General features: G+C 66.1%; 7 protein-coding genes. 3 read left to right on the plus strand and 4 right to left on the minus strand.

From position 1 onward, the window contains the following. Positions 1 to 171: 171 nt before the first annotated feature. The 3 genes from HV765_RS15415 to HV765_RS15425 are packed head-to-tail and all read left to right on the plus strand — an operon-like array spanning position 172 to position 19,506. Entirely contained in the window at positions 172 to 1,905 is a 1,734-nt protein-coding gene (locus HV765_RS15415) for a ShlB/FhaC/HecB family hemolysin secretion/activation protein (RefSeq protein WP_175170233.1), read from the plus strand. 24 nt (positions 1,906 to 1,929) lie between these two features. Beyond that, positions 1,930 to 18,741, plus strand: a complete 16,812-nt coding sequence (locus HV765_RS15420) for a filamentous hemagglutinin N-terminal domain-containing protein (RefSeq protein ID WP_175170234.1) — start codon at positions 1,930 to 1,932, stop codon at positions 18,739 to 18,741. A gap of 9 nt (positions 18,742 to 18,750) precedes the next feature. Continuing rightward, entirely contained in the window at positions 18,751 to 19,506 is a 756-nt protein-coding gene (locus tag HV765_RS15425; RefSeq protein WP_054423057.1) for a SapC family protein, read from the plus strand. A 143-nt stretch (positions 19,507 to 19,649) separates the two neighbouring features. On the opposite strand, the gene HV765_RS15430 is transcribed toward HV765_RS15425, so the two are convergent. The 4 genes from HV765_RS15430 to HV765_RS15445 form a co-directional block, all read right to left on the minus strand. Beyond that, positions 19,650 to 22,049 (minus strand): TonB-dependent receptor, encoded by a 2,400-nt coding sequence (locus tag HV765_RS15430; protein ID WP_175170235.1) that lies wholly within the window; start codon positions 22,047 to 22,049, stop codon positions 19,650 to 19,652. A 234-nt stretch (positions 22,050 to 22,283) separates the two neighbouring features. Continuing rightward, positions 22,284 to 23,231 (minus strand): FecR domain-containing protein, encoded by a 948-nt coding sequence (locus HV765_RS15435; RefSeq protein WP_175170236.1) that lies wholly within the window; start codon positions 23,229 to 23,231, stop codon positions 22,284 to 22,286. Continuing rightward, positions 23,228 to 23,737: a sigma-70 family RNA polymerase sigma factor gene (locus tag HV765_RS15440; RefSeq protein WP_054423061.1), complete on the minus strand. Its 510-nt coding sequence runs from the start codon at positions 23,735 to 23,737 to the stop codon at positions 23,228 to 23,230. The genes HV765_RS15435 and HV765_RS15440 overlap by 4 nt, the downstream gene beginning before the upstream one ends. A 122-nt stretch (positions 23,738 to 23,859) precedes the next feature. Then, positions 23,860 to 25,128: a PepSY-associated TM helix domain-containing protein gene (locus HV765_RS15445; protein WP_175170237.1), complete on the minus strand. Its 1,269-nt coding sequence runs from the start codon at positions 25,126 to 25,128 to the stop codon at positions 23,860 to 23,862. Between the last annotated feature and the right edge of the window lie 71 nt (positions 25,129 to 25,199).

The raw sequence follows: 25,199 nt of genomic DNA on the forward strand, positions 1-25,199 counted from the left end.
GCCGGAACCTGCAATTCCTTGAATTTCCCTCTACCTTCCCAGTGACGGCGTCATGAGCGAAGGCCTATATCCGCGCTTGGCGGTTGCAAAAATGTTGTGTACCCAAGCGTGACTTATATGTCAAATAGCATCTATCTATTCCAAATGTAACAAGCCGCCGTCCGAGCACCCATGCGCCGCCTATCCCGATTCTGCCGTCCTGCCGCCCTCTACCTGTCCCCCATTTCCCTGCAAGTTGGCCTTGCCGCCGCAGCCCTGGCGTTTGCCGCCGGACCGGTCGCGGCGCAAAACGTGCGCCCGCAATTGCCCTCGGCCGCCGAGCCGGGCCGCACGCTGCCGCAACCGGCCATGCCGGAAAGCATGACCACCGCGCCGCAGGTGACCGTGCAGCAGGGCAGCGCGTCCGAGGCCCCCGCGGGCGCCGACAAGCTGAGCTTCACGCTGACTGACATGCGCGTGGACGGCGGTACGCACTATTCCCCCGAGAAAGTGCGCGCGCTGTATCAAGGGCTGCTGGGCAAGACGATCACCGTCGCTGACGCCTTCAAGGTGGCCAATGACATCGAACTGCTCTATCGCAACGACGGCTATGTGACCACGCGCGTCATCGTGCCGGAGCAGACCGTCGATGGCGGCGTCTTCCGCATCGTGGTGGTTGAAGGCTACGTCTCGGATGTGAAGTACGAAGGCGATATCGGCCCCGCGCAAGCGGCGGTGGAAAAGCTGGTGCAGCGCCTGCGCGGCGTACGCCCCATCAATGTGGCCGAGGTTGAACGCCAGCTGCTGCTGGCCAATGACCTGAACGGCCTGGTCGTGCGCGCATCGCTTGAGGCCTCGCCCAAGGAAGTGGGCGGCTCGGTGCTGGTGGTGCAAAGCGAACGCAAGCCGGTCGACGCGCGCCTGGGCTTTGACAACCGCGGCTCGCCCTACCTGGGCTGGAGCGAAATGACCGGCCAGATCACGCTGAATTCGTTCGGCGAACGCGCCGACACGTTCACGTTGAGCGGCCGCCTGGGCTTTCCGGCGTATCGCAGCCAGGCCGTCGCCGGCAACTACGACATGCTGGTCTCTGACAACGGCATGACCTTTGGTCTGGCCGCCAGCTACGCCAAGAGCGAGCCGGGCCGCGATCTGGCCCCGCTGAACGTCGCCAGCGACGTGCAGGCCTACACCGCCACCCTCACCTACCCGCTGATCCGTTCGCGCCTGGAAAACCTGCGCGCCTTCGGCATGTTCGACGTGCGCAATGTCTCCACCGACATCACCGACACGCCCTTCACGCGCGACCGTCTGCGCGTGCTGCGCGGCGGCTTGAGCTATGACCGCACCGACAGCTGGAACGGCATCACCGCCATCCGCGGCACGGTGCACCAGGGCCTGAACGCGATGGGCGCTACGCAAGAAGGCGCTGAGCTGGCCTCGCGCGCCAAGGGTCGCTCGGATTTCCTGAAGTTCACCGCCGAACTGACGCGTCTGCAACAGCTCACCGAACGCCTGTCGCTGGTCGCCACCTTCGCAGGGCAATACAGCGCCAGCCCGCTGCTGGCCAGCGAAGAATTCGCGCTGGGCGGCCCCAACTTCGGCCGCGGTTACGACGACGGCGAAATGTCAGCCGACTCCGGCGTGGCCGGCTCGCTGGAACTGCGCTACGCGGTGTCCACCGACCAATTCCTGCCGCACGGCGCGCACGTGTATTCGTTCATCGACGGCGGCCGCATCTGGTCGCGCAGCGAAAGCGCGCCCCTGACGCACGCCAACGTGTCCTCGTTTGGCGCGGGCATGCGCGCCAACCTGAGCAAGAACCTGTACGCCACGCTTGAAGTGGCCAAGCCCACCAGCTCGGATGTCCTGACCCAGGGCAACAAAGATCCCCGCGTGTTCTTCAGCATCTCGGCGCAGTACTAAGCAGCGAACGACAAGAGACCGACCATGAATCGCAATTCCCGCAGCCTCGCCCAATCCGCTCGCCGTTCGCGCCTGAAGAAAGAAACCGCCCTGCCCGCGCTCAGCACGCTGGCCATGGTGATTGGTTCGCTCGCCACAGGCGGCGCGCACGCCAATCCCACCGGCGGCAACGTGGTGGGTGGCGCCGCCAGCATAATCGACCGCGGCAACGGCACACTGGACATCAACCAGTCGACCGGCAAGGCCATCATCAACTGGAAAGACTTCAGCATTGGCGCCAACGAGACGGTCAACTTCCGCCAGCCCGGCGGCAAGAGCGTCACGCTGAACCGCGTGGTGGGCAATGACCCCTCGGCGATCTTCGGCAAGTTGAACGCCAACGGCACGGTGATGCTGGTCAACCCGAACGGCGTGGTGTTCGGCAAGGGTGCGCGCATCGACGTGGGCGGCCTGGTCGCCACCACGGCGAACATCAGCGACAAGGATTTCCTGGCGGGCAATTACAAGTTCAACCAGGCGTCGTCCAAAGCGAATGCCATGATCGTGAACGAAGGCACGATCAGCATCAAGGACAGCGGCCTGGCCGCGCTGGTTGCGCCGTCGGTGCGCAACTCGGGAGTGATCGAAGCCAAGCTGGGCCGCGTGGCCCTGGCGGGCGCGAAGACCGTTACGGTCGACTTCCAAGGCGACGGGCTGCTCAGCTTTGACGCCACCTCGACGGTTGGCGAACTGCCCAAGGACGCCAGCGGCAAGCCCGTGTCGGCCCTGGTCACCAACACTGGCGTCATCCGCGCAGACGGCGGCACCGTGCTGATGACGGCGCGCGCCGTCAAGGGCGTGATCGACAACGTCGTCAACACTGACGGCATCATCAGCGCCAAATCGGTCGGTACGCAAAACGGCAAGATCGTGCTGTCTGGCGGTGACGCCGGCACGGTCAAGATCGCTGGCACGGTCGACGCCACGGGCGCTGGCGCAGGCCAGCAAGGCGGCAAGGTCGTTGTCACCGGCGAACACGTCGATGTGACGCGCAGCGCCGCCATCGACGTCTCCGGCGCCGCAGGCGGCGGCGAGATTGCACTGGGCAGCCTGGGCGTTGCCCCGGACGATGGCTCGGCCGCGTTCAGCGGCAAGTCGTCCACCGTCAAGGTGGCCGCGGGCGCCACGCTCAAGGCCGACGCCATCGTCAAGGGCAACGGCGGTAGCGTCACGATGTGGTCCAACGAAGCCACGGCGTTCGCCGGCAGCCTGTCGGCGCGTGGCGGTGAACAAGGCGGTGACGGCGGCTTTGCCGAAGTCTCCAGCAAGAAGAACATCGGCCTGACCGGTTCGGTGGACATGCGCGCGCCCAAGGGCAAGACGGGCCTGCTGCTGATCGACCCGACCGACCTGCGCATCGTTGATTCCAACGCCGGCTCGGGCGCGCTGGACGGCAATGCCGGTGACGGCACCGTCAACGGCGGCGACGCCAACGCGGCCAACAACACCGTGTCGCGCGGCCTGTTGGAAAGCCTGGCCGGCACCACGAACATCAAGCTGGAAGCCACCGGCCAGATCACGATTGCGGACATGGCCGCGATCAACCTGCAAACCACCTCGGGCAACAGCTTCACGCTGCGCTCGACGCAGACGGGCGGCATCCGCTTCGAGAATTCGAATACTGAAATCAGCACCCAGGGCGGCGCGATCACGCTGGAAGCGCTGGGTGTGGGCAGCACACTGGACAACATCGGCAAGCTGACCAGCCGTGGCGGCGCGATCACGTTGAACGCCACCGGCGACATCAACCTGGCCAACGTCATTGACGCCGGCAGCGGCGCAGCGCTGGTGCGCACCAGCGCGGGCACCATCCGCAACACGGGCGGCGCCAACCAGGTCGTGGCGGGCAACACCGTCACGCTGGACGCCAGCGGCGGCAGCATCGGCGAGATCGGCAACGCCATCAACACCCAGACCGCAAAGCTGGCGCTGGCCACCGGCGGCAACCTGGCTGTGGCCAACCGCTCGGTGCTGAACACGCTGGACATCACCAGCCGCCACGCGCAACCCGGCGTCAACAATTCGTACGAACTGTCGTCCGACGGATTGACGTTCTCGCTGACGGACAACGGCAGCTATCAGCTGAACACCGTCAGCCAGGCCGGTCTGAACTTCTCGTTCACCGGCGATCGCACGATCAACGTGGGCACCATCGCGCTGGGCGCAAGCGCCCTGTCGCTGACGTCAACGGCCGGTGACATCCTGGCCCGCAACAGCCTCAACAGCATCGGCGCCAGCACCATCGCGCTGAAGGCCGCAGGCAGCACCGGCGGCAATGGCGCCATCGGCTCCTCTGCGCTGGCGCTGAACACGCACACGACCTCGCTCACGGCCGCCAGTGGGTCGGGCGGCGTGTATGTGAACAACTCGGGCAGCATGACGCTGCGCTCCATCGACACCACGGGCGCGCTGTCCGTCTGGGCCGGCGGTCATTTGAAGGTGGGCGCCATCAAGGCCGGCACGACCGTGCTGACCTCGAATGTAGGCAGCATCTTTGACGATGGCGACGACGCCACCTCGATCAACACCAACGCGCTGACTCTGTCGGCGCAGAACAGCATCATCGGCGCTGCGAACCGCAGCCTGAAGACCAACGCCAGCAGCGTGTCCGCCACCAGCGGCACGGGCGTGTATCTGGACAGCACCAGCAGCAATCTGACCATCACGCAGGCACAGGCGAACAACGCCGCCATCGTGATCACTGGCGCGGGCAGTGTGTCGGCCAACAACGTCAGCTCGTCTGGCGGCGCCGTCAACCTGACCGGCAACAGCATCTTCGCCGGTCAGGTCAACGCGGGGTCGGGCAACGTCACGCTTACCGCGCGCGCGGGCAGCATCACGGGGTCGTCGGCATCGCTGATCACCGGCAACGTCGTCACCCTGCTGGCCCCGGCGGCCAGCAGCGCCTACACGGTGGGCACCACCGGCACCTTCCTGCGCACGGCGGCGGGTGAACTGCACGCCACGGGCGGCGGCATCTACATCAACCAAGCGCAAGGCTCGGTGCTGCTGGATGACCTGAAAGCCTTCAACGGCATTTCCGTTATCGGCATCGCGGACCTGACCGCCAACAAGCTGGATGCCGGCACCGGCACCCTCTGGCTCACTGCTCAGGGCGGCGACATCCTGCGCGCCAATGCCAACAGCGAACTGGCGGGCAACAGCATCAACCTGCAAGCCCGGCGCCACATTGGCACGAGCAGCGACCGAATCAAGACCGCGACGACCAGCCTGACGCTGGGCAGTGGCGGCGACATCTACGTCGACAACCCCGGCAAGACGCTGACGTCTCTGTCGATCAGCAACACGCACATGGACCCGGCCCGGCGCAACACGCTGCTGGTGTCCGCCCCTTACCTCGCCTTCGACGTCAATGACGACGTGGGCAACGCGTACGAACTGAAGCAGGTCTACAGCTCGCTGCTGAACCAGTTCATCTTCAACGGCGATCAGACCCTGAAGCTGGGCAACATCCGCGCCAGCAGCGGGATCTCTCTGACGTCCACGCAAGGCAGCATTCTGGACGATGGCAACGCCGATACGCGGGTCACGGCCAGCGCAGTCACCCTTTCCGCCAATCAAGACATCGGCACGAGCGGCAACTTCGTCTCGGTCAACGCCCCGTACCTGTCGCTGGACACGCGCGGCCATCTCTACGCGACCAGCATCGCCGACCTGTCTTCGTTGACGGTGACCGCTCGCCACAAGGGCGAAGACGACCACTATGTGCTGGACGTGCGCGCGCCGTCGCTGCTGTTCAACATCACGGACGACGTCACCGGCCACACCATTCACGAGGTGCGCGACAGCAACTCGGTGAACTTCAGCTTCATCAGCGACCGCGACGTCACCGTCGGCAGCATCGATACGGGTTACAGCGGTTCCATCACGCTGAACACGACGGGCGCGATCAGCGACGACGGCAACAAGAACACCCAGTTGTTGGCCAACTCGGTGAACCTGATCGCTGGCGGCGCCATCGGCGCCACCGGCACGGGCTATCTGGACATCCTGACCAGCAACCTGTCTGGCTCGGCCGGCAATGGCGGCTTCTATGCCCAATTGCTCAAGCCCACCGGCTCCGGCAACACCACCGGCATCATCACGCTGAACAACATCACGGCGACCGACGCGGTGCAGATCGACGCGCGCCAGGGCGACCTGGTGGTCTCCGGCACGGTACGCAGCTGGAACGACGACGTTACGCTGAACGCGGCCAACGGCTCCATCCTGGCCAATGGCTCGGGCAACGCGTACGCCGGCGGCGGCGACATCGCGCTGACGGCAGCCGGCTCCATCGGCGGCACGTACGCGGGCGCCTTGCGCTATGTGGGCGTAGGCGGCGTGGGTCTGGTCAACGTCCAGGCCAATGCGGGCGGCGACATCTACCTGAACGGCACCACCAGCGACGTCAAGCTAGTCACGCTGACGGCGGGCGGCCAGCTCGGCTACACCCAGTCGTTCGGCACCACGACGGTGGGCAGCGTGCAAGCCACTGGCCCCGCGACGCTGGCCAACACCTCGGGTTCCATCCTTGACGACGGCGACGCCGCCACGAAGATCCAGGCCAGCAGCATTGCCTTGTCGGCGGGCGGCCAACTGGGCGCAGCAGGCGCTGCACTGACCTTGCAGGCCCCGGACGTCAGCCTGACCAGCGGCGGCAACATCACCGTTGACAACCTGACGGGTCTGACGCGCCTGGCCGTTACGCGCAATGGTTCGGCCTACGGCTCCTATGCGATCACCGCGCCCAACCTGACGGCCTTCACGCTGACGGATGACGCCAGCGGCATCCACCTGAAGGACATCGCCAGCTCGACCAATCTGGACTTCGGCTTTTCCGCCAACAGCAAGAACATCCTGGTCGGCAACATCGATGCCGGCGCGGGCGGCAAGGTCAGCCTGGTTTCGTCCAACAACATCGCCAACGACGATCTGGCCAACCCCGCCGCCATCCGCGCCGGGACGGTCGCGCTGACGGCGGGGGCTGGCGGCTCGATCGGCTCGTCGGCCACCGGCGGCACGCTGGCGTTGAACGGCACGTCGGCGTTGAGCTTGACCGCGGGCAACAGCTTCTATGTCGCCAGCGACACCGTGCTGCGCAGCCTGGCCATCAACAGCCTGCGCTCGGCGGGCGCCACCAGCACCATCGCCATTGGCGGCGGTGCCGGCCAGACCATCAAGATCAGCGATGACGGCACCACGCAGTACCTGGAACAGATCACCGGCGGGCTGACGGACTTCAGCTTCACCGGCCGCAAGAACATCCAGGTGGGCGCCATCACCGCCACCAACGCGGTCAACCTGACCACGGCGGGCGGCGGCGTCTATTCCAGCATCACCAGCGATGCTGGCGCTGGCCGCATCACGGCCGGCACGGTCAAACTGTCGGCAACCGGCAGTGATAGCTACACCGCACGCGACGCCAATACGGGCGCCATCGGCAGCACCGGCCGCGCCCTGCGCACCACCGCCAACAATCTGGTGATCGCCAACAATGGCGACATCACCCTGAACAACGGCGGGCAGGCGCTTAGCAGCATCGACCTGAACCTGACGCGCCGCGACGCCTACAACGACACGATTGCCGATACCAACGCCTATTCGTTTGGCGGGCTGGGCGGCCAATCGCTGTCGCTCAGCGGCGGCACCGCCCTGTTTATCACGGCAGACATGAACGGCGCCGCGTTGGCCATCAGCGCCGATTCCGCCATCGCGACCAATACGATCAATACGGGCGCCACGGGTTCGGTGTCGCTGACCTCGCGCTACGCGAACAGTTTGCTCAACCCCACGATCTCGCGCAATTCCGGCCAGATCACCGGCAACAGCGTCAGCCTGAATGCTCTGGGCACGAACGGCAGCGTGTCGGGGTCCACCAACACCAACAACCTGTCCATCGCCTCGGCTGGCAACGTCAGCGTCTCCAACACCAAGCAGTTGTCGTCGCTGTCGCTGACGGCGAACCACAGCAACACCACCGGCGCGCAGACCAATACGTACGCGATCTCGGCCGGCGGCCTGACGTTCTCGCTCGGCGATTCGAACGGCGTCAATGGCATGACGCTCAACAACATCACGTCCAGCGGCCTGGCGCTGTCCTTGTCGTCGGACCGCACGCTGACCGTCAACACCGTCAACACCGGCGCGGGCGGCTCAGTCACGCTGGGCAGCAGCGGCAACATCTACGGCAACAGCTCAAGCGCCAGCAACCCCAACATCACCACGGGCGATCTGACGTTGAATGCGGGCTCGGTCTCGGGCACGTACAACACGGTCCAACCGCTGTATGTCAGCGTCGACACGCTGTCTTCGAATGTGCGCGGCAGCCTGTGGGTGTCGAACAACAAGAACCTGACGCTGCTGAACAACAGCGCCGCCAGCTCCGCGCAGGTGAACGTCACCAACGGGTCGATCATGCAAGGCGCCGGCAGCCGCTTCGTCGCCCCCGCGCTGACGCTGACCGCCACGCAATCCATCGGCGCCGCCGGCAACGCGGTGCAAACCGATACGCGCCAGCTGATCACGCAGACCGGCCGCGATCTGTACCTGAACAACGCGTCGAACCTGTTCAGCCTGAACGTCACCGCCAACCACGCGAACCAAGCTGTGGACAACGTGGTCCAGGTCGCTGCCCAGGGCCTGACGTTCAACGTCACCGATACCAGCGGCTACAACCTGTTCGACGTGCGCGACACCACCGGCCTGAACTTCTCGTTCTCTGGTGACCGCACGCTGAACATCGGCAACATCGACACGGGCCCGGCCCACACCGTCAGCCTGGCCGCCAACGGCGCCGGCAGCAACATCGTGAACCTATCGCCGACGTCCCACGTCACGGGCGATTCGGTGTCGCTGTTCGCCACCGGCCAGATCGGCGCCAGCCCGGCCGACAAGATCCAAACGACGACCAGCGAGCTCTACCTGACGGGCGGCAGCCACGTCTATGTGAACAACGACCGCGACCTGGCCAGCCTGTCGCTCTACGCGACCGGCGTGGCGCCGTCGACTTACGACATCACGTCGGACCAACTGGTGTTCAATGTTGAACACAACGGCCGCCTGCAAGTCACCGAAGTCCGTGACAACACCGGCCTGAACCTGTCGCTGGCCAGCAGCGTGGGCCAGGACATCGGCATCATCGACACGCAAACCACCGGCACCGTCCGCCTGTCCAGCAACAGCAGCATTCTGGGCAACGCCGACGACAGCCAGCGCATCACCGCGGGCCAGGTATCGATCGTCGCCCAAGGCACGGGCGGCATTGGCGCCGTGGGCCGCGAAATCAATCTGTCCGCGCCGATTGTCAGCATCCAGAACACCGGCGACGTCTACATCGATTCCGACACGCACATCGATTCGCTGTCGCTGTACGCGATGGGCAACGCCGCGCGCACCTACAGCATCAACTCGCCGACGCGCGAGGGCGGCAACATCGGCTTTACCGCCACCGACGGCGGCAGCGGCAGCGCGGCTGGCCTAGTGCTGGGCAACATCACGGACGCGGGCGGCTTGAATCTGTCCGTCACCAGCGACCGCACCATCACCGTCGGCACCATCAACGTCGGCTACGACAACGTATCGTTGACCTCGCGCAACGGCTCGTTGCTGGGCGATGGCGATGCCAACACCAAGATCGACGCCGCATCGCTGACGCTGAACGCCAACAACGCGATCGGCGCCGCGGGCGCTGGCAACGCCATCGACACCCGTGTCAGCACGCTGACGGGCCGCGCCGGCAATGGCGGCGCGTACATCACGGTGGAAGGCAACACCAGCCTGCCCAGCCTGACGTCAACCGGCGCAAGCTCGGTCAGCAACACCGTTGGCGACATCGAGCTTGGCACCGTCAACACCAACGGCAACGCGTTCTCGGTCAACAACACCGGCGGCTCCATCCTGAGCGGCACGATCAGCAACGCCACCACCGTTGACCTGACGGCCAACGGCTCGATTGGCAACAAGAGCGCCATCCGCACCACCAACATCAGTGGCGCTACGACGACTGTGACGTTGAGCGCGCGCAAGACGGCCACGGCGGACGGCAGCATTGCGCTGACCGAAACCTACGGCTTGCGCGTGGCATCGGCCACGGCCGACGGCAACATCACCCTGACGGCAGACACCGCCGGCAGCGGCCGCGATCTGCTGGTGGGCACCATCAGCACCACCGATGGCGCGGTGGCGTTGAAGACCGGCCAAGGCAACATCATCGGTGTGGACAACAACAACCGCATCACCGGCAAGAGCGTCACACTGACGGCCGACTATGGCTCGGCACGCAGCATCGGCACGATCACGACCCGTCTCCACCTGGACACGCCGTCGCTGACGCTGAACACCCCGGGCGCCATCTACGTTGATAACCTGGCCGACCTGACCGACCTGACGATCAACCGGAACAACGCCACGGGCAATCAGAATGGCAGCAATGGGGTCCTGGCCATCAACGCTCAGAACCTGACGTTCAGCGGCGACGACAACGGCACCAACACCGCGCTGACCGTCGTTCGTGACACCACCGGCCTGAACTTCACGTACAAGGCGATCGGTTCGATCACCCTGCACGATATCGACGTAACGTCCAACGGTTCGGTCAACCTGTCGACCAATCCGTACTACTACACCGGCGGCTCCATCCAGGGCATGAACGGCTCGTCGAAGATCACGGCGGGCGACCTGACGCTGTCCACGGCGTCGGGCAACACCACCAACTCGATCGGCTCCGCGGGCAACGCCCTGAACACCCAGGTCAACAACATCTCGGCCACGGCCTCGGGTGGCATCTGGCTGAAGCAGACAGGCTCGATCAACCTGGGCAATCTGCGCGCGGGCGAAGACCTGTCGGTGACGACCACCACGGGCGACATCCTGGTCGGCACGGTCAGCTACGGCACCGACAAAACGCTGACCCTGAACGCCCAGAACGGCAGCATCCTGGACGGCGGCGGCGCCATCTCGGGTTCTGGCACGGGCGCCATCACGCTGACGGCGAAGAACGGCATCGGCACGAACGATGCCGCGATCAAGATCGCGGCGCCGTACAACCCCGTGTCCGCCACCGTCACCGGCGCGGGTTCCTTGTTCCTGAACAGCACCACCAACCTGCTGGGCGGCTTGACAACGTCTGTCGCGAACGGCGCAACGCGTGTCACGTCGGCGGGCAACCTGGTGCTGACCAGCATGACGTCAGGCACCGATGCAGCCGGCAACGGCATCTCGGTGAACACCACCTCGGGCAACATCACCGTCAAGAACGTGCAGGCTGGCAGCACGCAAGGCCAGATCACGCTGAACGCTGAAAACGGCTCCATCCTGGCGGATGCGGCCGGCGCGACCATCAAGGCGTACGGCGTAACGCTGAACGCCCGCAGCGGCATCGGCGCCAACAGCACACTGGGCCGCATCAATGCAACCGGCCAGCGCGTGGAAGCCACCACCAACGGCGCGATGTACCTGGCGGCGGACAACAACTCCGTCTACTCGTACCTGTCGGGCAACACCATCGACATCGCCGCGGCTGGCAACCTGCAAATCGCCAACGCCATCGCCGCCAACGGCAACGGCACGATCAAGATCGTCGGCAACGGCACGAACAGCCAGCTGGTTGCGGGCAATATCGACGCGGGCGTGGGTTCGGTCAACATCGACTACAGCAAGACCGGCAGCACCATCGTTGATGACCGCGAGCAATCCACGCGCATCATCGGCAATTCGGTCACGCTGAAGGCTGGCGCGGGCATCGGCGGCGCCGAAGGCTCGCCTGACAAGGTGCAGACGACCGCCGCCATCATCACGGCGGAAGTCACCGGCAACGGCTCGATCTTCCTGGACGACAACCGCGCGGCCGGCACAACGCTGAATTCCATCATTACGCAGAACGGCGCCATCGGCATCACCACGGCTGGCCCCACGCTGGTCACCAGCGCCATCACCAAGACCAACTCGACGGCGAACGACATCTCGATCGCCACGTCCAATGGCGACTTGTGGATCAACACGATCGACGCCATGAACTCGGGCGACGTCACGCTGAAAGCGGCTGGCTCGATCCTGGGCGCACTGCAGGGCAACCTGGTCTTCGGCAACAGCCTGACGGCGGCGGCCGGCGGCAGCATCGGCACGGCCGCCAACCTGGCCAACGGCACGGGCGGCCTTGCGTTGCGCACCAACGTTGCGTCGCTGGGCGATCTGACGACGGGCGCCGATGGCGCGGTCATCGTCCTGAACAACGTGGGCACGCGCGCCCTGACGCTCAACGGCGACGTCACCCAGACGGGCGACAACAGCTCGGTCTACATCCGCTCGTCGGGCGACCTGAACGCCAGTTCCGGCCTGTCCAACACCGCCGACAATGTGCTGCTGTCTTCGGCTGGCACGCTGACGGTTGCAAGCGCGGGCGTACAAGCCAATGACACCGTCACCCTGGTGGGCACGCGGGATGTGGTCGCAGCCGGCGCCACGCCGCGCAATATCACCGTCCGCGGCGATACGCTGAACTTCACGAGCGGCGCGGCAGGCGGCAACACGGTATTGACGACGGAAGTCGCCAACGCCAATGTCAACCTGACCGGCATCACGGCGCCGGCGAACCTCACGCTGAACAACACCGGCGCGCTGACCGCGGATCTGAACACGTCCAACGGCAACATCACCGCCACCGCCACCGGCACGCTGAACGTGTCGGCTGCGGCCCTCGGCAACAGCCGCACCATCGACCTGAGCTCGCAGCACGGCGACGTGGCGTTCGGCCTGATCGATGCCGGCGCCACGAACGGCGCGGTCATCCTGGCCGCCGCTGAAGGTTCTCTGGTGGGTTCGGGGATCAACCTCACGACCAATAGCCTGGACCTGACCAGCCTGAACGGCATTGGCGACGCAAGCGCCGCCTTCAACACGTCGGCGCGCTATCTCAAGGCCAACGTGCTGGGCGCAGGCGACATCCTCGTGGACGGCACCGGCCCGTTGACGCTGGGCAACATCGCGACGGCGGATGGCGACATCCAGATCGCCGCTGTGGGCGACCTGATCAGCACCGTCAAGCTGTCTGCGGGTAATCACGGCGACGTGTTCCTGGGTTCGGTCTCGGGCAACGTCGGCGTCAACCACGCCATCGCCAACACCGACGTCAACAACCTGACGGTGATCGGCGCGCAAATCGGCATGGCCGCCGCCAACACCGCAGGCGCGCAGACCTACAACGGCAATGTCACGCTGTCCGGCGACCTGACCGGCACGGCCATCGACATCAACGGCAACGCCACGCTGAACGGCGCCAAGCGCACCCTGACCGCCAACGGCGCCAATGGCGACATCAGCATCACGGGCTCGCTAAACGGCGGCAATCAACAGGCGGTGATCACCGCCAGCGACGGCGACGTCACGCTGGGCGGCGACGCCCAGAACCTGGCCAGCCTGACCATCACCGGCGACCACATCGCCCTGCGCAACGTCTACAGCACGGGCGCGCAGCAGTACAACGGCGACACGACGCTGCGCGGCAACTACATCACGACCAACGGCGCCTTCGGCGTGGATGGCGCGGCCATTCTGGCCAGCGGCGTCAGCGTGGTGACGGGCAGCGGCGCGGTGACGTTCACGGGTGACGTGTCGGGCGCCAACACGCTGACCGTCAACACCACCGGCGCCTCCACCTACGATGGCGCGATCAACATCGCCACGCTGGGGCAGGCGGGCACGGGCGCCGTCGCCCTCAACGGCGGCGACGTCACCACCACCGGTTCGCAGTACTACGAAGGCCGCGTGGTGTTGGGCGACGACACCGCGCTTACCGGCAGCCTGGTCACCTTGCGCCAGGGCGCAGACGGCGCGCATGCGCTGGAGATCAGCGGCGACGCGTCGCTGGCGGGCGCCATCGGCGCCAACACCAAGCTGGCCAGCCTGACCGTGAACGGCCCGGCCACGCTGAACGCAAGCAGCATCGCCACCACGGGCAACCAGCACTACCAGGGCGCCGTGACGCTGGGCAGCGACCAGTCGCTGTCCACCACCACCGGCAACGTCACGTTCGACGGCACGTTGAACGGCCCGCGCAACCTCCTCATCGCCTCGACGGCGGGCGGCGACGTCAGCTTTGACGCCGTGGGCGGCGCAGGTCAACGCCTGGGCAACGTGACGGTCAACACCGCGGGCGACACCGCCTTCCACGGCGCCGTGTACGCAGCATCGGTGCAGACCGATGCGCCGGGCACCGTCGCCATCAATGGCGGCCGCGTCGACACAACGGGCGTGCAGTCCTTCGGCGAGCTGGTCACGCTGGGCGCGGACACCGTCCTGAAGGGCGGCGCGATCACGCTGGCTCAAGGCGTGAAGTCGACCGACGAAACGCAAGGCCTGACCATCGACGGCGACGCCGTGATCAACGGCGCCGTCGGCGCGGGCGCCAACGCCCGCCTGGCCTCGCTGACCATCACCGGCACGGCGGACCTGAACGGCGGCGTCATCAACACCGTGGGCGCGCAGTCCTTCCAAGGCGACGTCACGCTGGCCAACGATCTGGTGGTCAACACCCAGGGCGCGGCGGGCAGCAACGTCAGCTTTGGCGGCAAGGTCGCCAGCACCCCTGGCGACGCCAACGGCCTGACGATCAACGCGGGCCTGGGCAACGTGACCCTGGCGGACCAGGTCGGCGACAACGCCGGCGCCCGTCTGGGCGCGCTGGCCATCAACAGCAATGGCGCCACCACGTTGGACGGCGCGGTGTATGCAGGCTCGGTCACGACCAACGCCGGCGGCACGCTGGCGCTGAACGGCGGTCTGGTCGACACGGTCGGCACGCAGTCCTACGGCGAACGGGCTGTGCTGGGCGCGAACACGGTGCTCAAGGGCAGCACCGTCACGCTGGCGCAAGGCGCGGATTCGGTTGACGAAACCCAAGCCCTGACCATCACCGGCAACGCCGTGATCAACGGCGCGTTGGGCGACAACGCGCGCCTGGCGTCCCTGTTCATCTCTGGCACGGCTGACCTGAACGGCGGCAGCATCGACACCGTTGGCGCACAGTCCTACCAAGGCAACGTCACGCTGTCCGATGATCTGGACATTCACACCGCCAACAGCAACGTCACGTTCAACGGCACCATCGCCAGCGCCGCGGGCGAAGCCAACAACCTGACGATCGGCGCAGGCAACGGCAACGTCAACGTCGTGGGCGCGGTGGGCAACGCCACCACTGCCCGCCTGGGCGATGTGGCCATCAACAGCAACGGCGCAACCACGCTGGGCGGCGCGATGTACGCCGCATCCGTCACCACCGATGCGGGCGGCACGCTCGCCATCAACGGCGGTTTGGTCGACACCACCGGCACGCAGTCCTACGGCGAACTGGCCGTGCTGGGCGCGAACACGGTGCTCAAGGGCAGCAACGTTACGCTGGCGCAAGGCGCGGATTCGGTTGATGAAACCCAAGGCCTGACCATCGACGGCAACGCCGTGATCAACGGCGCGGTGGGCGACAACGCCCGCTTGGCCGCGCTGACCATCACCGGCGCGTCGGAACTGGGCGGCGGCACGATCAACACCGTGGGCGCGCAGTCGTACCAAGGCAACGTCACCCTGTCCGACGAGCTGGTGGTCAACACCAACGGCGCGGCCGGCAGCAACGTCAGCTTCGGCGGCGCCATCGCCAGCACGGACGGCGACGCCAACGGCCTGACGATCAACGCAGGTCTGGGCAACGTCACCCTGTCAGGCAAGGCCGGCGACGACGCTGGCGCCCGCCTGGGTGCGCTGGCCATCAACAGCAGCGGCGCCACCCAGCTGGACGGCGAGGTCTATGCCGCGTCCGTCAACACCGACGCGGGCGGCACGCTTGCCATCAACGGCGGTTTGGTCGACACGACCGGCACGCAGTTCTACGGCGAACTGGCCGTGCTGGGCGCGGATACGGTGCTCAAGGGCAGCAACGTGACGCTGGCGCAAGGCGCGGATTCGGTTGACGAAACCCAAGGCCTGACCATCGACGGCAACGCCGTGGTCAACGGCGCACTGGGTAACGGCACCGACGCCCGCCTGGCCTCGCTGACCATCACCGGCGACGCAGAACTGGGCGGCGGCACGATCAACACGGTTGGCGCGCAGTCGTATCAAGGCAACGTCACCCTGACCGACGATCTGGACAGCCGTAGCGCCAATGGCGACGTCACCTTCGGCGGCACGCTGGTGAGCTCGGCGCAGGACGGCCACGGCCTGTCGCTGGCGACTGGCACGGGCAACGTCACCTTCTCGGGCGCAGTGGGCGACGACGCCAACGGCCGCCTGGGTGACATCACCGTCGCCAGCAACGGCGCGACGACGTTGGACGGCGCGGTGTACGCGGCCTCCATCACCACCGATGCCGGCGGCACGCTCGCCATCAACGGCGGCTTGGTCGACACGACCGGAACGCAGTCCTACGGCGAACTGGCCGTGCTGGGCGCGGATACCGTGTTGAAGGGCAGCACCGTCAGCCTGTTGGGCGGCGGCGACGGCGCACACGGCTTGACGATTGACGGCGACGCCGTGTTGAAGGGCGCGTTCGGTGCCCAAGACGCGCTGGCCAGCCTGACGGTCAACGGCACGTCCAGCCTGGATGGCAGCATCGGCACCACGGGCGAGCAGTCGTACAACGGCGCCGTCACGCTGGACGGCGATGTCACGCTGACCACGCAAGGCGGCAACATCGCGTTCAACGACGCGGTCGCCAGCAGCCAAGGCGATGGCCATGGCCTGTCGCTGTCCACGGGCGCAGGCGACGTCACCTTCACGGGCACCGTCGGCGACGCCACGGGCGGCCGTCTGGGCGACATCACCATCGCCAGCAACGGCGCGACGACGCTGGACGGCGCGGTGTACGCGGCATCGATCACGTCGGATGCCGGCGGCACGCTCGCCATCAACGGCGGCTTGGTCGACACGACCGGCACGCAGTCCTACGGCGAACTGGCCGTGTTGGGCGGCGACACGGTATTGAAGGGCAGCACCGTCAGCCTGTTGGGCGGCGGTGACGGCGCGCACGACCTGACGATCGACGGCGACGCCGTGCTGAAGGGCCCGTTCGGTGCGCAAGACGCGCTGGCCAGCCTGACGGTCAACGGCAAGTCCACGCTGGGTGAAGGCAGCATCGCCACCACGGGCGACCAGTCGTACAACGGCGCGGTCACGCTGGGCGGCAACGTCTTGGTGGCCAGCCGCGACGGCGATATCGGCTTCAACGACTCGGTTGACGGCACGCACGATCTGGCGGTCTCGGCAGGCAAGGGTGACGTCACCTTCGCCGGCCCGGTTGGCCAGGATTCACGTCTGGGCAACCTGACGATCAACGCCGCGGGCGACACCGTGCTGGACGGCCCGGTCCGCACCGCCTCGCTGCAAACCAGCGGCAACGGCGACCTGCTGATCAACGGCGGTTCGGTCAACACCACGGGCTCGCAGCAATACGGCCAGCACGTGATCCTGTCTGGCGCGGACACCACGCTGACCGGCACGAACGTGCAACTGAAGGCCGGCGTGGACGGCACCGAGCCGGGCCAACAAGGCCTGATCATTGCCGGCAACGCCGACATTCAGGGCGACGTCGGCGGCACCACGCCGCTGCGCGGCCTAGCCGTCCAAGGCACGACCACGATGGGTCCGGGCAAGGTCGTCACCACGGGCGACCAGGTCTACACCGGCGCGGTCACGCTGACGGGCGACCGCGAACTGACCAGCAGCACGGGTTCCGTCGTGCTGGGCAGCAAGCTGGACGGCGGCAATGGCAATAACCTGGCCATCAACGCCGGCAAGAACGTGCAGGTGGCGGGCGACGCCACCGGCCTGGGTTCGCTGACCTTGCGCGCCGTCGACACCATTGTGTTCAACGGTGACGTCAGCGCCTACCGCGTGCAGCAGCTGGAGGCCAAGTCCGCCAGCTACAACGGCGCGGTGCGTGCCACGGGTCCGGACGGCATCGACATCTCGGGCGGCACCGTGTCGTTCGGCAAGGACGTCACCGCCGACACCGGCGCGATCCGTGTCACCAATACCGACCCGGCCGGCACGACGACGTTTGCCGCCGGCTCCACGGTCAAGGCCGCCACGGGCTTCACCCAGACCGGCGGCGCCGGCCTGACGCTGCCCGCGCAACTGCTGGTGACCCAAGGCCCCATCAACCTGGGCGCCACGGCCACGCTGCAAGGCGCGAATGCCACCATCAGCACCAACGGCAACATCACCGCCGTCGGCCTGTCTGGTCCGCAAACGACGTTGACGCTGGCCGCCGGCCCGCTGGGCGCGCTGCGCATCGGCTTGAACGACGGCAACCTGAGCCACAAGCTGGACGTGGCCGGGCTGATCGTTCCCACCGCCGGTTCGGCCGACGTGTGGGGCACGGTCGGTGGCAAGACGGGCGCCCTGGCGGCCGCTTCCATCAAGAGCTCGCTGGTGGGTTCGCCGTATTACCTGAACGGCGTCACGTGGGGGCCGACGGGCACCATCGACCGCCTGGCCGCCATCACCGCGCCGCAGCCGATCATCCCGACCACGCCTACCGCCGATTCTTTGTTCCGTGGTACGGTCCCGCCTGATGGTTTCGGCCCTGATGCGCTGAATGCATACGCCGATCCGCAGGTGCTGAAGGTGGCCGCTGCGAGCTTTAACTGGCTGCTGCCTTCCGGCGACAACGCCATGCTGAACGTACCGGCCGGCAACACGTCGGTACTGCAAGCCCCGGGCAGCAACCCGCAACAACCTGTCGCCGAAGGCAATCCGTCTTCCGACGACGAGCGTCGCGACAACGACGCGCAATCCCGCACTCTTTGATTCGACACCATGACTACGCAGACTTCGCTTCCCCTGTTCTACGAACAACCCCGTCCTCTGGCTGCCGGCGTGCACGCCAACCTGTCGCTGGCCGGCAACACGGGCTTTGCCTATGCCGCCAACACCAACGCCGTGCCGCTGGTGGCCACCGAGCTGCCCACGGCTTGCCGTCACTTCCCCATCGTCTTCACCGACGGTGAGCAACCCACGCCCGTCGCGGTGCTGGGCGTACGCGGCCAGGAAAACCTGTTCGTCGACGCCGACGGCCAATGGCGCGCCGGCACCTACATCCCGGCCTACGTGCGCCGCTACCCGTTCATCTTCATGGAGAACGAAGACCGCAGCCAGTTCACGCTGTGCGTGGACGAGAAGGCCGCGTCCGTGGTGGAAGGCCGCGACAACCCGTTCTTCGACGACGCCGGCGAGCCCACCGACCTGGCCCGCAGCGCCCTGGAATTCTGCCGCGACTACCAGAACCAGCACGCCTACACGATGGAGTTCGCGCAAGCCCTGGCCGCTGCCGACCTGCTGATCGAGAACCGCGCCGACATCACCCTGCCCGACGGCCAGCGCCTGGCCATGTCCGGCTTCAAGGTGATCGACGAAGCCAAGTTCAACAAGCTGTCGGATGAAGAGTTCCTGCGCTGGCGCGCCAACGGCTGGCTGCCGCTGGTCTATTGCCACCTGCTGTCGATCAACACGTGGCCTGCCCTGATCAACCAAGTGCAGCCGGTGGCGGTGGCTGAGGAATCCGCCGAGGCGTGATTTCCTGGCAGCGCGGCAAGGCCGGTCACCGCACCGGCTTGCCCCCGCCCACTCGGAAAGTTTTTTTTTCGAGGCCTTTAGGCGCCGACGCAATCGGCGCCTTTTTTTATTGCCGAACGCGTGACGCGTGATACGAGCCGCCGTTAAAAATCCACCGTGGCCGACAGCAGGACCGTGCGTGGCGCACCAATCGTCAGGCCGTTGGAGGACGCGGAGGCCCAGTACGCTTTGTTGAAGACGTTCTCGACGGTGGCGCGCAAGGTGACCGGGTTTTTGCCCGCGCGAAACGCATAGCGTGCGCCCACGTCAACGCGAGTCCAGCTGGGGATCTCCTGACGGTTCGCGGCGTCCAGGTATTGCGACGTCGTGCGCAGGGCGCGCGCCGACATGGTCAGGCCGGCCAGAAATGGCGTGTCCCATTCCACGCCAAGGTTCATGCTGTAGCGCGGCGAGCCGGGCGCGACGTTGCCCTCGGTGAGCGCATTGCCGGTTTTCGTCAACCGGCCATTCAGAAACATCACGCCCGCCAGCACGCGCACGTTGTTGACGGGTTCTCCGAACACGTTGAACTCCAGCCCGCGATTGCGCTGCATGCCGTTGACCGAATAGATACCTGTGGCCGGGTCCGTGAGCCCGCTGGGGCGGCGGATCTGGAAGGCGCTGAACGTTGCGCCCACGTCGCCGTATTCGACCTTCACGCCGGCCTCGACCTGTTCGGACTTGATCGGCGCAAACACCTCATTGGCGTTCACCGCGGTAAGGGGCGCGGTCGGCCCTTCGCTCAGGCCTTCGATGTAGTTGGCGTAGACCGACACATGCTGCGACGGCTTGCCCAGCAAGGCGATGGCGGGCGTGACTTTGCGTTTGTCGTATCGGCTGGTTCGATTTCCGTCTTCATCGTATTGATCGGTGACCACGCGCTGCGAGCGCGCGCCCACCGTCAGTTGCAGCCGCTCGTCCCACACCGACAGCGTGTCGGCCAGCGCAAAGCTGGTCAGGCGCGATTCGCCAGACTTCGGAATGGCGGTGCTCAATCCCGCCACGGACGGCGCGGTCGTTGCAAGCGGGGCATAGATGTTGGATCGAACCGTGGCGAAGTCATAGCTGAGATTGCCGAACGTCTTGTCGAATTGCGTGGCGCTCAGCGATACCGCGTGCGACACGGCGCCGGTTGCAAAGCGCGTTCGTGCGCCGATTTCACCAGTGCGGACCTCTTCATCGCGCAGGAAATAGCTGGGGCTGCCCGAGAAGTTTCCGGCAGCATCGCGCGCCGTGACATTCAGGCGCAGAAACTTGTAATCGCCCTGGCGTGCGCCGAATGCGCCATAAACCATGGTCTGGTCCGTGACATCATGCTCGGCGCGCAAGGCGATGTAGCTGTCGCGTGAATTGGCATACGTCCAGTCGGGTGCGTATCCACGATCGACCCGCCCCGCGTCCGGCACCGGTACGCCCGCCGCCACGCCCACGCGTTCCTGCGGCGCGTCGACCTTGCGGTCTTGATGGCCGATATCGGCGGACCAGCGCGTGCGCTCGCCGCGATAGTCCATGCCCAATGTCATCAGGCCACGCGTCATGTGCTGCGACCCGACGCCCGTGTCGCCGCCCTTGTAGGCGCCGTTGATGCGGATGCCGAGTTCGCCCTTGTCTCCAAAACGTTGACCCAGGTCGACATGGCCGCCCGCCACGTCATGCGTGCCATAGCTGGCCGTGACCTGCCGCGTCGGGGTGTCTTCCGCCCGCTTGGGCACCACGTTGATGGCGCCGCCCACGCCGCCCGACGGCGCCATGCCGTTAAGCAGGGCGTTGGGGCCTTTCAGCACTTCGACGCGCTCCAGGCTTTCCACCGCCAGCGCATAAGTCGGCAAGACGCTGTACAAGCCGTTCAACGCGATGTCGCTATTCAAGACCGGAAAGCCCCGAATGGAGAACTGGTCGAAGCGGCTGGTCCTGGGGTTGGTGTTCTGCACCGACGCGTCGTTGGACACGACATCGGCCACGCTTTGCGCCTGCTGTTGCTGCATCAGCGCGCTGGTGTAGGCACTGACCGAAAAGGGCGTATCCATGATGCCTTTTTCGCCCAGCATGCCTAGGCTTGCGCCGCTTGCGACTTGGCCGCCCGCGAACGCCGGCATCAGCGCGCCCGAGTACGCGGCAGTGACGGTCACGGCTTCCATTTGCGCGACGGGCGCGGATGCGGCGGACAAGGTGTAGGCATTGGCGCCCGCGCGAACCGCGGTCAGCCCGGTTCCGGACAGCAACGCGGCAAAGCCTGCGTCCACCGTGTAGCTGCCGCTCAAGCCCGGCGATTGCATGCCTTCCACCATGGCGCCCGCAAACGACAAACGCACGCCGGACTGGGTGGCAAACTGGGCAAGCACCGACCCCAGCGTGCCGGCCGGAACGCGATAGTCGCGCGTTGCAGATGAGGTGGCGGCGGGTTGCTGCTGCCCCTGCGCCTGCGCTGCACCGGCAACGGGCAACAGAACGGAAAGACAAAGCACCGCAGTCGCACGGACGACGGAATGACTGGACTGGGACATGAGGACGGCGCCGCGAGAGTAGATGTTCAAAGAAACGGTTTCGGATCGGAACTCAGCCTGATCCCGATGCGGTTTCAAGGCCTATATCCTGTACACCGTTCGACGCCGGAAAACATGCCACCCTGCCTGTGATGCACACCGTGTGATGCCATGCTGTGATGCCATGCTGTGATGCCATGCTGCGACGCAATCCTGCAATGCCACCCTGCGTGGCAGGCCACCCGCGCCGGTCCGCTAGGCGTTGCGCGCCTGGATTTCCACCCAATACCGTGTGCGAAATGCGATGCGCACCGGCAAGGTCCGCGCCAGCAGCGCCAGGCTGGCGTCGGTGTCTTGCAGCGAAAACGAACCGACGACGCGCAGGTCTGCGATGTCGCTGGCGCACCGCATGATGCCTGGCCGGTACCGCGCCATGGCCTGCGTCCAGTCGGCCAGCCGCAAGTCGTCCGCGGTCAGCACGCCCCGCTTCCACGCGGGTTCGGCCTCGGACAATGCCGCGTCGGGCGCCACGGTGGCGGCGTCAAAGCGCACCTGCCGGCCGGCGCGCACGACCTGGCTGCCCGCGCCATCCCTGGGCCGCACCATCACCGCGCCGTCATAGACCTTGACCTGAGCGCTGTCTGCTTGAAGGCTGACCGTGAACTGCGTGCCAATGGCCTGCACCATGCCCACGGGCGTCTGAACCAGGAAGGGGCGCGCGCGCGGCGCGGCGTCCGGGGCCGTTGACACGAAGATGCGGCCGGCCCGCAGCCACAGCAATCGCTCGGTATCCGAATAACGCACATCCACTCGCGTGGCGGTATCGAGCGTCAGCGCCGTCCCGTCCGCCAGCGTGGTCTGGCGGATCTGGCCGGTGCCGCTTTCCAGATCCGCTTGTTGCGTGCGCCACGCCAGATAGGCGATGGGCGCCACGGCCGTCAGGCACAGCAGCCGCGCAGCCAGGCGCCGGCGATCTGGCTTGGCCAGCCCTTGCAGCGCCTGAGCACGCATGGCCGGCGGCACTTGGCCGAAGGTTCCCATCACGCGCTCGGCACGCGCCCACGCCTGCGCGTGCGCGGGGCTGCAAGCGATCCAACGGGACAACGCCCGCAAGCAGGCTTCATCATTGGGCGCATCGTGCAATCGGGCCATCCAACCGGCCGCTTCAGCCAGCAGCGCGTCGGGGACGTGCGCGGACGTCATGCGTCTATCGCCGTCAGGCAAGCCAGATACGCGTGTTGCATGTGGCGATTGACGGTACGCACCGACAAGCCGGTTTCGGCGGCGATCTCGGCATACGTCAGCCCATCAAGCTGCGCCAGCAGGAAGACATTGCGCACCCGCCCCGGCATGGCGTCCAACATCCGGTCGATGCAATACAGCGCCTCGAGGATCAGCGCGCGCGTCTCTGGCGACGGCGCGGTTTCGGGGGGCAGCGTCGCCACCGAATCGGCATAGGCCTGCTCGACATTGCGGTGCCGCCATAAATCGACGACCAGGCCTTTGGCGACGTGGGTGAGAAAAGCGCGGGGCTCCGGCATTTCCAGGGAGCGATTGCTGGAATAAACGCGCAGAAACGTGTCATGGGCCAGGTCCGCGGCGTCCCATGCGTTGCCCAGACGTTTACGGAGCCAACCGTATAGCCATTTGTGATGATCAGCGTAGAGACCGCTCAGGGCCAGGGGACGAGGCGCGCAGGTTTGGGACATGGGACCAGGAACTGCCAGCAGAAGATCTTAGTGATAATGAGTTCTGTTAATAATACTGGAATCTACTGCTGGAATCGCGCCCGTCTCTTGCATCATCTTCAGCCTGGCGTCCGCCCGAATCATCAGAACAGACTGACCCAGCCCATCGCCTCGCACACAAATAACCCCTGCGACAAGAGCAACAGCGCCAGCCACAGCCATCGCCACGGCCGCATGCCGGTCCACGCCTCACGCGCAGGCGTGGCGGGTTCACCGCCATGCCCGGCCTTTGCCCTGGCCGTTGCGCTGCCGCCCGCAATGCGCAGTCCATATAGATAAGCGCCTGTCAGGCACAGCGCTGTCAACGCCGCGCCGAACAGGAACCAGATGACGCGCACCGGCCAAGGGCCAAACGAACCGAAATGAATGGGATCGGCCAGTTCCGAAATGCGCTGGTGCACGCTCAGGTCGGCTGCGCTGCGGCGCGCGGACTCGCCCTGTTCCAGCGGCAGGCGGATGGCATTGGCGCGATCCCGGACCAGCCAGGCTGGTGTCTGCCCTTCCACCTGCCCTGCCCGCCCGCCAGCCTCCAGCCGCAAGACTCTGATTTCAAGTTCCGGCCATTGCTGGCGAATTCGGGCAATAGCCGAATCCAGCGATTGCGCGTTGAATGGCGACGCGGCGCGCGGCGCGTCTTTGGTGGTGATCGCCGGCAGCGGTGGGGCATGGCCGCCCAACGATTCGATCAAATACCACAACCCCGACACGGCAATGACCACGGCGAACCACAGGCTCCATACGGCCAGCAGCCGATGCACATCGCCCCACATCAGCCGGCGTTTTCCGCGCCGTGGCCACGCCAGAAAGCCGCGCCACCAGCGTTTGTAGATGACCAGGCCGGTCACGACCAGCACGGTCAATGGAATCGACAGCGCCGACACCAACGGCACGCCATAACGCGTGGGCAAAAACAGGTGCCGGTGCGTATTGCGCAGCCAACGCTGGATGCTGAACCACGACGTGTCGCCGGTGACAACAGCCCGATAGGGATCGATCCAGACGAAGCGCTGCTTGCCCTGCGGCGTGCGCATCAGGGCCTGCGCAGCAAAGCGGGAGGCATGGGGCGCGGTGATTGATAACAGCGTCCAGCCCGGGTACGCCGCCTGAGCGGCCTCGGCCATGTCGCCCCAACTGGCGTGGCGCGATGCAGGCTCGACCCGCATCGCCGGCTGCACCAGCCAGTCGAGCTCGGTGGCGATGACCGCCAAGGTGCCCGTCATGCAGATGAAGGCCATCAACAGGCTGAGCTTCAACCCCGCCCAACTATGCACGGAAAACCACCATTTCCGCTTGGAGGCGCTGGCCGATGCAACGGCGGAGCGTGGGCTGGTGGAGGCTGAAGCGGCTTTCATTCTTGCACCCGATGACTGGCCGCCTGCGAATGTGCAGGGGCCTTATCAGGTACACCGGACGAGACGAAAAA

The sequence above is a fragment of the Achromobacter kerstersii genome (genome assembly GCF_902859595.1).
GTDB lineage: Bacteria > Pseudomonadota > Gammaproteobacteria > Burkholderiales > Burkholderiaceae_B > Achromobacter > Achromobacter kerstersii.

What these genes read in the sequence shown, in the direction of transcription:
- HV765_RS15415 (WP_175170233.1), top strand. Translation starts at nt 172, where the DNA reads ATGCGCCGCCTATCCCGATTCTGCCGTCCTGCCGCCCTCTACCTGTCC.
- HV765_RS15420 (WP_175170234.1), top strand. Translation starts at nt 1,930, where the DNA reads ATGAATCGCAATTCCCGCAGCCTCGCCCAATCCGCTCGCCGTTCGCGC.
- HV765_RS15425 (WP_054423057.1), top strand. Translation starts at nt 18,751, where the DNA reads ATGACTACGCAGACTTCGCTTCCCCTGTTCTACGAACAACCCCGTCCT.
- HV765_RS15430 (WP_175170235.1), bottom strand. Translation starts at nt 22,049, where the DNA reads ATGTCCCAGTCCAGTCATTCCGTCGTCCGTGCGACTGCGGTGCTTTGT.
- HV765_RS15435 (WP_175170236.1), bottom strand. Translation starts at nt 23,231, where the DNA reads ATGACGTCCGCGCACGTCCCCGACGCGCTGCTGGCTGAAGCGGCCGGT.
- HV765_RS15440 (WP_054423061.1), bottom strand. Translation starts at nt 23,737, where the DNA reads ATGTCCCAAACCTGCGCGCCTCGTCCCCTGGCCCTGAGCGGTCTCTAC.
- HV765_RS15445 (WP_175170237.1), bottom strand. Translation starts at nt 25,128, where the DNA reads ATGAAAGCCGCTTCAGCCTCCACCAGCCCACGCTCCGCCGTTGCATCG.